Annotated in this window: 12 protein-coding genes; 11 read left to right on the forward strand and 1 reads right to left on the reverse strand. The window is 40.3% G+C overall.

Features of this window, described 5'->3' with window-relative positions; translation table 11 throughout:
* Positions 1–13 precede the first annotated feature (13 nt).
* Positions 14–778: a tRNA pseudouridine(38-40) synthase TruA gene (gene truA, locus KGY70_12150; GenBank protein MBS3775934.1), complete on the forward strand. Its 765-nt coding sequence runs from the start codon at positions 14–16 to the stop codon at positions 776–778.
* An 80-nt stretch (positions 779–858) separates the two neighbouring features.
* Complete coding sequence (locus KGY70_12155; protein MBS3775935.1) at positions 859–2,538, forward strand: GAF domain-containing protein; 1,680 nt, start codon at positions 859–861, stop codon at positions 2,536–2,538.
* Positions 2,539–2,556: 18 nt separating this feature from the next.
* On the opposite strand, the gene KGY70_12160 is transcribed toward KGY70_12155, so the two are convergent.
* Positions 2,557–2,934, reverse strand: coding sequence for a DUF1987 domain-containing protein (locus KGY70_12160; GenBank protein ID MBS3775936.1), 378 nt, complete (start codon positions 2,932–2,934; stop codon positions 2,557–2,559).
* 200 nt (positions 2,935–3,134) lie between these two features.
* Here KGY70_12160 and KGY70_12165 point away from each other — a divergent pair, with 200 nt between their 5' ends.
* From KGY70_12165 to KGY70_12205, 9 genes are all read left to right on the forward strand, one after another.
* Positions 3,135–3,668: an AMMECR1 domain-containing protein gene (locus tag KGY70_12165; protein ID MBS3775937.1), complete on the forward strand. Its 534-nt coding sequence runs from the start codon at positions 3,135–3,137 to the stop codon at positions 3,666–3,668.
* 150 nt (positions 3,669–3,818) lie between these two features.
* Positions 3,819–4,088: an acylphosphatase gene (locus KGY70_12170; protein ID MBS3775938.1), complete on the forward strand. Its 270-nt coding sequence runs from the start codon at positions 3,819–3,821 to the stop codon at positions 4,086–4,088.
* Positions 4,089–4,098: 10 nt separating this feature from the next.
* Positions 4,099–5,103 (forward strand): AmmeMemoRadiSam system radical SAM enzyme, encoded by a 1,005-nt coding sequence (gene amrS / locus KGY70_12175; protein MBS3775939.1) that lies wholly within the window; start codon positions 4,099–4,101, stop codon positions 5,101–5,103.
* 12 nt (positions 5,104–5,115) lie between these two features.
* Positions 5,116–5,949, forward strand: coding sequence for an AmmeMemoRadiSam system protein B (amrB, locus tag KGY70_12180; protein ID MBS3775940.1), 834 nt, complete (start codon positions 5,116–5,118; stop codon positions 5,947–5,949).
* Between the two features lie 108 nt (positions 5,950–6,057).
* Entirely contained in the window at positions 6,058–6,321 is a 264-nt protein-coding gene (locus tag KGY70_12185; protein ID MBS3775941.1) for a DUF2752 domain-containing protein, read from the forward strand.
* Positions 6,322–6,333: 12 nt separating this feature from the next.
* A complete protein-coding gene (locus KGY70_12190) occupies positions 6,334–6,741 on the forward strand; it encodes a hypothetical protein (GenBank protein ID MBS3775942.1) in 408 nt (135 codons plus the stop codon).
* Positions 6,742–6,848: 107 nt separating this feature from the next.
* A complete protein-coding gene (locus KGY70_12195; protein MBS3775943.1) occupies positions 6,849–7,922 on the forward strand; it encodes a hypothetical protein in 1,074 nt (357 codons plus the stop codon).
* Positions 7,923–7,927: 5 nt separating this feature from the next.
* Complete coding sequence (miaA, locus tag KGY70_12200) at positions 7,928–8,848, forward strand: tRNA (adenosine(37)-N6)-dimethylallyltransferase MiaA (GenBank protein ID MBS3775944.1); 921 nt, start codon at positions 7,928–7,930, stop codon at positions 8,846–8,848.
* 112 nt (positions 8,849–8,960) lie between these two features.
* A partial coding sequence (locus KGY70_12205; GenBank protein ID MBS3775945.1) for a histidinol-phosphatase occupies positions 8,961–9,692 on the forward strand: 732 nt, incomplete at its 3' end.

Consider the following 9,692-nt stretch of genomic DNA (forward strand, 5'->3'; position numbering starts at 1 on the left):
CTAAAATTAACGGATTTTGGCAGTAAGATATTTCATCCGGCTCGCTTTCAAAGGCACGAATTACCATGGTTGGCAAATCCAGGCCAATGCCGCAACCATACAGGAAACAATTAATAAAGCCCTAAGCACCATACTCCGTGAAGAAATCCATGTGGTTGGAGCAGGAAGAACAGACACCGGAGTCCATGCTTCCTGTTTTTATGCCCACTTTGATGTTCGGGCAAACATCATTTACGAACGGGAAAACATCATTTTCCGGCTCAACCGCTTTCTACCCGATGACATTGCCATTTATGATCTCTTCCCGGTGAAAGAAAAGGCGCACGCCAGGTATGATGCTATATCGCGTACTTACCAATATCAAATTACAGCAATCAAGGATCCGTTCAGGAGAGAATCTGCCTATTACTGCTTTTGGAAGCTCAATGTAGAGAAAATGAACCAGGCATGCCATTTCCTCTTTGACTATAAAGACTTCACAAGTTTCAGCAAAAGCCAAACCCAGGTGAAAACAAATTTTTGTGAGATTTATCAAGCAGAATGGACAAAAGAGAAACATTTGCTCATTTTTACCGTAAAAGCAAACAGATTTTTAAGAAATATGGTTAGAGCAATAGTTGGTACCATGCTTGAGATAGGACAGGAAAAAATTGAACCGGAACAAATTAAAGAGATCATTGAGAGCAAAGACCGTTCTAATGCGGGTTATTCGGTTCCTCCCAACGGACTTTTTCTCACAAATATTGAATATCCGGATGATATCCTGTCAGAACAATAAAAGACCGGGAGATTGGATGACCACTTTTAAAAGGATTGCAACAAATATTAGAGTGACATTGCTATAAAAAAATGACAAACATGAAGATCAGATTTTCCATCGCTACCAAACTGATATTGGGTATCGGAGCCATCATCATAGCCATTCTTATCAATAGCTATATCATCAACAATTCGCTGGAAAAAAGCCGTAGAATCAACGAACAAATCACCGAGCTTTATGTGCCTTCCTCATCACATCTTAACGACCTGTATAACCTGGTAAACCGTTCCAAATCCCTCATAAAAAGCTGGGTATTTATAGACAAAAAGGAAAACACACCCGACAAAAAGCAGCTTAAACAACTTCATAATCAGGATTTGCCCCGGCTTCACGAAGAGATTGCGCAACTGTCAAAGAACTGGGACGAGAAAGAAAAGGAAAAATACGAAGAGATATATACGGCCATTAAAGATTCTTTATTTCCAAAGCACAAAAACATCATGCAAAAGCTTAATACCTTCGAAAGTTATAATGATGCGATGCTGCTTTTTGAAATTACTCCACAAGTTGAATATGGAGGTGAAATCATTGTCATGACAGATGAAATTCTGAACCAGATCAGTACCTTAAGAGGAACCATGCAGAATAAGGTGAACAACTCAAGAACCCAGATGACTTCAATATTCAACAAATTTGAAAACTCCATCACCGTATTGGGTATTTCTTTAGTTGTCATTTCCGTTATTATCGCCTTAATCCTGACCCGTACAACAGTGAGGCCCATTAAGAATGTAAAAGACACCCTTTATTCTATGTGCAAAGGGGTATTGCCTAAAGAAAAGCTCAAAGTCAGAAATGATGAGATCGGCGACATGTCCGCAGCACTCAACGACCTGATAGAAAGTTTTAGAAAATTCACCCATTTTGCCAAGGAGATTGGCAAAGGCAATTACGATGTTAAATTCAAACCCTTAAGCGAGCAGGATGATCTGGGCAATGCCCTTCTTGAAATGCGTGACAATCTTAAAACAGCTTCCGCAGAAGATGAAAAGCGCAAGAAAGAAGATGAACAAAGAAACTGGGCTTCCCAGGGCATCGCTAAGTTTTCCGAATTGTTAAGGGAAAACAATGAGAATTTGGAAGAACTTTCATACCAAATCATTAAAAATTTGGTGAAATATACAGAAACCAACCAGGGCGGCCTCTTTATAATCAATGATGAAGATGAGAACAATAAGTTCATCGAACTGAAAGCCGCTTATGCATATAACAGGAGAAAGTATCTGGAAAAGAAAATTGATATGGGAGAAGGCCTTATAGGTAGAGTAATTCAGGAAGGCGAAACCATTTATATGACTGACCTACCGGATAATTATATCAATATTACAAGTGGACTGGGGGATGCCAATCCACACAGCCTTCTTATAGTTCCATTAAAAACAAACGATGAAATTCACGGTGCCATTGAAATAGCATCATTCCACGAACTTGAAAATTATAAGATTGAATTTATTGAACGAGTGGGCGAAAATATTGCCTCCACCCTGTCAGCAGTAAAAATTAATATCAGAACCAATGAATTACTGGAAAAATCGCAGCAGCAGGCTGAAGAAATGAAATCCCAGGAGGAAGAAATGCGGCAAAACATGGAAGAGCTCAAAGCCACCCAGGAAGAATCATCAAGAAGAGAGCAGGAACTGAAAGAAAAACTGGAAGATTGCCAAAACAGACTGAATAAATATGTGCAAAGAGAAGAAACTGATCAAAATAATCAGTAGTCTGCAGGCTCCTCCATATCAATAGATTTCTATTAATTCAAAGGGCAAGTCCAAAATAGACTGATAGTGTTTCCCCAGATCATATACTGCTTCGTCATCCTCTTCATAATACCAGTTCACTTTGGCATAATGGCCGTTCTGATGTTTCTCTTCAAGAACATTGAAGAATTCAAGAATAAACTTCGAAGAGCCGCTGTTGATATATTCCAGTTGCACATGCACCACCGTTTCATTCAGGGGGTTTTTAAAATAACCAAACAACCATTCCATAATATCGGTAAAAAAATCTTCCGGGTTTTCGGGAATGGCTCTGCCATTCATTTTCAATACCCCATTCTGTGCGTCAAAATGAACTCCCGGAGTTTTAATGGTCTCTTCTATGCTTAAATTCTCCATATTACAAAAATAATAATTTTTTTTTAACAAAAATGCAAAAATGTCCATTCTAAAACAGTCACTTTATCAATAGATTAAAAGAGAATTTACGAAGCTTTGTATATGGGGTATTGATGTTAAAATTTGTATTTTATAAATTTACATAATAATTTTAATACAATTCAAATTATTCATCAAATTCTAAATCAAAATCTAAATTTATGTTTGAGCCCAGAACTATTTATGCGAAGATTGCCTACGATGCACTCTTATTGTATATGAAAACAGGCAAGAAAATTTTTAAAGAAGAAGCGGAAGTCCCTTCTGCATTAAAATTGAAATTGCCCTGTTTTGTTTCTATTTACTCCAATGGTAAGTTAAGAGGCAATAAAGGATCTGTAGAGCCTCAGCATAACTGTTTGTATAATGAAATTATAGAAAACGCCGCATCTGCTGTGGATGAAGCCGGTAAAACCGAACCACTCAAAGAAGGAGAATTGCATAATATCACACTTGCTGTTGACGTTCTTTCCAATCCCAAACCGGTAGAAAATAAATCGCTGCTAAAACCGGAAAAGCATGGAGTTATTGTTGAAGATGAATCAGGAAACAAAGCATATGTGCTCCCAAATACAGAAGGTATTGATTCTATAGAAAAACAAATGGAAGTTGCCCGGGAAAAGGCAGGCATAGATGCAAAGGTTCCACAGGACAAACTTAAGGTATTGAATTTCACAATGACCAGGTATCAATAAAAAAAATGTCAAATTATGAAACCCGCATCCAGGAACCTTCACAACAAGGGAATGAATAATGCATGCGGGTTCCATGGCCAAGGAAGCACAAGGCTTAAATTTTGAGGTTCTATTTAATTGAATTACAAATAATAATCAAAATTTATTCTGATGAAACAAGCACTTGCTATAACGGTAAAAGGCAGGGTACAGGGAGTAGGATTCAGGTTCAGTACGGTTCGCGAAGCAGAAAACCTCGGTATTAAAGGTTTTGTGGAGAACCGAATGGATGGTACGGTGTATATTGAAGCTGAAGGTGAACCTGAAGCCCTCAACAAATTCGTTAACTGGTGTTGGAAAGGACCTGCTACAGCAAGCGTGGATAATGTGAGTACCCAGGAAATACCAGTCCACAATTTTAAACGTTTTGGTGTAAAATGATGGAGCATTTATGAAAGAAGCATTATACTACACCGAATCAGAAGATAACAGGGTTCAGTGTAATCTTTGCCCCCATAACTGTAAGATCAAAGACCAGGAAAGAGGAATTTGCGGAGTCCGCAAAAATATGGGGGGCAAATTGTATTCTGAAAACTACGGAATGATAACGGGTTTGGGATTCGATCCCATTGAAAAAAAACCACTGTATCATTATCATCCGGGAAGGAATATTTTATCGTTAGGAAGTATAGGGTGCAATCTGAAATGCTTCTTTTGTCAGAACTGGGAAATATCCCAGGCAACGCCGGAGGATATTTCACACAAACAAGCCCATAGTGTGGATGATGTTATCAATCTGGCCACAAAAAGAAAAGACAATCTCGGAATCGCCTATACTTACAATGAACCGGTGATCTATTTTGAGTTCATGCTGGATGTTGCCAAAAAAATGAAAGAGAAAGGTCTGAAAAATGTAGTGGTAACCAATGGGTTTATTAATCCGGAGCCCCTGCAGGAGTTGATGCAATACATCGATGCTTTCAGCATTGATCTGAAAGGCTTCACGAATGAATTTTACAGGAAACATACCAAATCCTCTTTTGATCCCATCAAAGAAACACTTCAACAAATCAGGAAGAACGGCAATTTCCTGGAAGTCATCAACCTGGTGATCCCAACTTTAAATGATGATCCGGGGGAATTCGAAGAAATGATGAAGTGGATGAGAGACAATCTGGGGGAAAATACCGTATTGCATATATCAAGGTATTTCCCCAGCTATAAATCCAACATCGAAGCCACTACACCAGCAAAGATGAAGGAGTTTTACAACCTGGCTTCCAGTTATCTGAATTATGTGTACATGGGTAACATTATGCTGGATGAAGGAAGCAATACTTACTGCCATCGTTGCGGAACCCTTCTGGTGGAAAGACAAGGGTACCAAACCCGAATTCCCGGCCTCGACGAGGAGGGAAAATGTATTGAATGTGGAAATCATGTATTCATCCGATAAAAAAAGAACGCTATGAATATCAGAAAACCAACGGTTGCAGGTCAGTTTTATCCCGACAATAAACAGGAGCTCAATGAGCTGCTGGAGATGGTGTACGGCAAGGAAAAAGATAACATTGATGCAGACCTGGCACAGAAGAAAATAATAGGCGGTATAGCACCCCATGCCGGATATATGTTTTCTGCTTACCAGGCAGTTCATCTCTTTGAGATCATAAAGGAACATTCCACCCAATTTGATACGTTTTTCATCATCAACCCGAACCATACCGGTATGGGAAACGAAATGGCCTTCGACAGCAATGATTATTGGGATACACCATACGGCCAGGTGGAAGTGGACCACGATTTTGCCGACAAACTGGAACTACCCGTTTCTGACCTCGAAGAAAAAAGAGAACATTCCGGGGAAGTGATGGTGCCGATGCTGAAATATTTTCTGGATTACGACTTTAAAATTGCACCGGTTACCATGACGCTTCAAAATTACCGAAATGCATCAAGCCTGGCGGATGCCATAGTCAAAGCAAATCAGACATTGAAGAAGAATATTTTTCTCGTAGGTTCTTCGGATTTCTCTCATTTTGTGAGCCCAAAAACGGGTGAAGAAAAAGACCAGTATGTGCTCGACAAAATCCAAAATTTTGATGGAAAAGGAGTAGAGCGGGAAATTTCAGACAAGCAGATCTCAGTATGTGGGTATGGGCCCATCATGGCAGTTATGGAATATGCCCGGCGCGTATCGGAAAATCCAAAAACAAAAATCCTCCGGAAAGGCAATTCGGGCGATGTCATTCCTTCGAATGAAGTGGTGGATTATGTTTCTATGTTATTCTATGAGGAATAATTCTGGAAAAGATAACCTTTATATAAAGGCATCGGCCTGAATCCGTATTTACGGCAAAAGATAACTTTTCGGATGCTTTATGACATAATAGGTTGGCTTGAGGCTCACATGCAGCCGTGTATCTATAAGCAGGGGATTGGCATAGAATGCCCGGGATGTGGTTTTCAAAGGGCTCTGATCGCACTGCTTAAGGGGGATATATGGGAGAGCATACAATTGTTTCCGGGTTTGATACCCCTGTTGTTTTTGTTTGTTTTTCTGATAGTGCACCTGGTGTTTCATCTCAAAAACGGAGCCGTTGTATTGAAATATATTTTTATTGTAGATATAGCAATCATCATTATAGATTATATCATTCGATTTATTCACTAAAAAAAGATTATTATGGAAAACACAGGTACAGGTTCAACAGGCGGAGCAGGCAGCTTTGAAGGAAACAAGCAGATATTACCCAACTCCACAGCAGTTCTCGTCCTGGGAATTGTCTCCATTGTAGGTGTGCTTTGCACCCAGGGCCTCCTTGGCATCGTACTGGGCATTATTGGTCTGGTATTGTCAGGAACACCTATGAAAATGCTCAGGGAAAATCCTGAAGCTTATACAGAAGCATCAGTCAAAAATCTTAAGGCAGGAAGAATATGCTCCATAATCGGGGTGAGTCTCGGAGGCGTATTTTTGGTGCTGATGCTCATACTTATTCTAGTTGGATTGGCAGGAGGTTTCTTTGCCTTGCTTCCATTCCTGGAAGATATTCCTTTTCCTCATATGATCAACTTTTTGCCTTTTGTATGATCAATGCCTTTTTATTTTTACGACAGGAATCTTTTTACAGGGAAAGCCCGGAATGGAAGTTTACACGGAGATTTTCGGACCTCATTAAATACTTCGAATAACTTTTTATGGATCTGGAAAAAAGAAAACAAGCCTTTATAAGGCTGGGAAAGGTACTGAGGGATTACACTTACGGAGAACCAGGGAACGATATTTCCGAAACAAAAGCCGGGAAACTGCTTCATCAGGCAACAGAAAAAGCCAGCATTACCAATCCCTGGTTTACACCTTTTTATATCCGGGAAGCCCTTAGATCAATCGGAGAAAGCCTCCGCCGGGAGCACCTTGACAAATGGACGGATCAATACCCTGAGCTCAAAAAGCAAACCGGCTCGCCTCAAAAAATAGGAGTTGTCAATGCAGGAAACATTCCTTTGGTAGGATTCCATGATTTCCTTTCGGTGATTCTTAGCGGACACATCTATTACGGAAAATTATCCTCAAAAGATGAACATTTGCCCAAAGCCATTGCCGGTATATTGACGGAAACAGAACCCGAACTGAAAGAAAGGATTATATTTGAGAGCAAATTTCTGAAACAATTTGATGCCATCATTGCAACAGGCGGAAACAATACATCCAGATATTTCCATTATTATTTCGGCAAATATCCCCATATCATCCGAAGAAACCGAAATGCCATAGCGGTACTTACCGGAGAGGAAAAAGATGAAGAACTGGCAAGACTGGGAGATGATATTTTCCTGTATTTTGGGATGGGATGCAGAAACGTATCCAAGCTATATCTTCCGAAGGGATTCGATATAAACCGTTTATTGAACAATATCGTGGATTATCGCTTTGTAATGGATCACCACAAGTATGCCAACAACTATGATTATAACAAAGCCATATATACGATGAATCAGGCTCCCCATCTTGATAATGGCTTCCTGCTGCTCAGGGAGGATGAACCCATCCCCTCTCCCATTGCTGCTTTACATTATGAAAGATATGATGATCTCAACCAGGTAAAGAACATGCTGGATCAAAAGCAGGAACAGATTCAGTGCATAGTTACCCGTTCCCGGGAATTCCCGGAAGGAGTAAATTTCGGAAAGGCTCAATATCCCGCTCTGTGGGATTATGCAGACAACATTGATACCATGCGTTTCCTGTTATCCCTAAATAACAGAGCTTAATCCCTATGGCCGGCAATACACTTATAGTCATATCAGGACCCACGGCAGTAGGAAAAACCGATCTGTGCATCAACCTCGCCCAAAAGTTACATACAGACATCATATCCGCGGATTCCCGCCAGATATACAGGGAAATGAAAATTGGAACCGCACGTCCGGACGAGCAAACGCTTAACAAGGCAAAGCATTACTTTATCGGCACAAAATCCATACAAGACTATTATACGGCAGGGATGTTCGAGCTGGAAGTCCTTGATATGCTTCGGCAGCATTTCAAAGAAAAAGAAACCATGATTATGACGGGCGGTTCTGGACTGTATATCAATGCCGTATGCAACGGGATAGATGCATTGCCCAAAGCCGACCCGGAAGTCAGAAGCAAGCTGGTCAAGCAGTATGAAGAAGGAGGTATAGAAGGAATAAGAGATCAATTGAAACTCCTCGACCCCGAATCTTACCACAACATGGATCTTAAAAATCCCAAACGCATCCTGAAAGCCCTGGAAGTTACCCTGACAACCGGTAAGCCCTATTCCTCATTTCTTACACGCCAAAAGAAATCCCGCTCCTTTCACATACTGAAGATCGGCTTGAGACGTGACAGAAATGAACTGTATGAAAGGATCAACAAAAGGGTGGATCAGATGATTGAGCAAGGCTTAATAGAAGAGGCCAGAGATTTATATCCCTATAAGCACCTCAATCCATTAAACACTGTAGGTTACAAGGAGCTATTTGATTATTTCGACGGAATCATTTCCCTTGAGGAGGCCATTCGACGGATCAAGCGAAACACCCGCCGCTATGCAAAACGCCAGCTCACCTGGTTTGCCAGGGACAAAGAAATGGAATGGTTTCATCCTGAGGAAAAAAATAAAATACTGAAATATATCCGGAGCAGGTTATCAAAACTTCGAACGCATTAAGGCCTTTAAAAGTCAGCTATTAAAACAATATCCATCGGTAATTTTACATATTCCCAATAACAATATCATAAAAATTTTGAGTTTTCCGTTTTTTAATGATAATTTTATTGGCATGTTACCGGATTATCATACCCATACCGTTTATTCCGACGGGCAGGACCAACACCGAAGTTACCTCCGGCAGGCGGTCTATTCCGGCATTGATGAAGTGGGTTTTTCCGATCATTTCACCATTTTGTCAACCAACTGGGGCATTAATCAAAAGAACATCCCCTTACTTAAAGAAGAAATGCAATTTTTAAAAACCCAGGAGGAATTGCCTGTTTCAGTTAAATTTGGTGCAGAAATTGATTATATCCCCGGAAAAGAAAAAGAGATCAGCTCCCTCATCAGCACACTCCCCCTGGATTATGTGATCGGTTCAATCCATTTCCTGAACAACTGGAACTTTGACAACGATCCGGAAGCTTTCAAAAACAAAAACATTGACGAAGTATACGATGCCTACTTTTCAGTGGTAAGAAAAGCCATTTCAAGCGATCTTTATGATGTTATGGGTCATATCGACGTGATTAAAAAATTCGCATACTATCCCTCCTTCAGCCCTTACGAATGGTATAAAAAGCTTATCAGATCGCTGAAGAGCAAAGACAAGGTAGTTGAGATCAATACCAACGGGCTGAACAAGCCCTGCAGGGAAATTTATCCCGATAAAAATTTTGTGAAGATGTGCTTTCAGTCCAATATTCCGGTAACATTAGGATCCGATGCCCATGTTTCAAATGAGGTTGGCCAGCATTTTGACCAGGCAGTGGAAATGCTTAAAAACATTGGCTACAGGAAA

The sequence above is a fragment of the Bacteroidales bacterium genome, assembly GCA_018334875.1.
Classification (GTDB): domain Bacteria; phylum Bacteroidota; class Bacteroidia; order Bacteroidales; family UBA12077; genus JAGXLC01.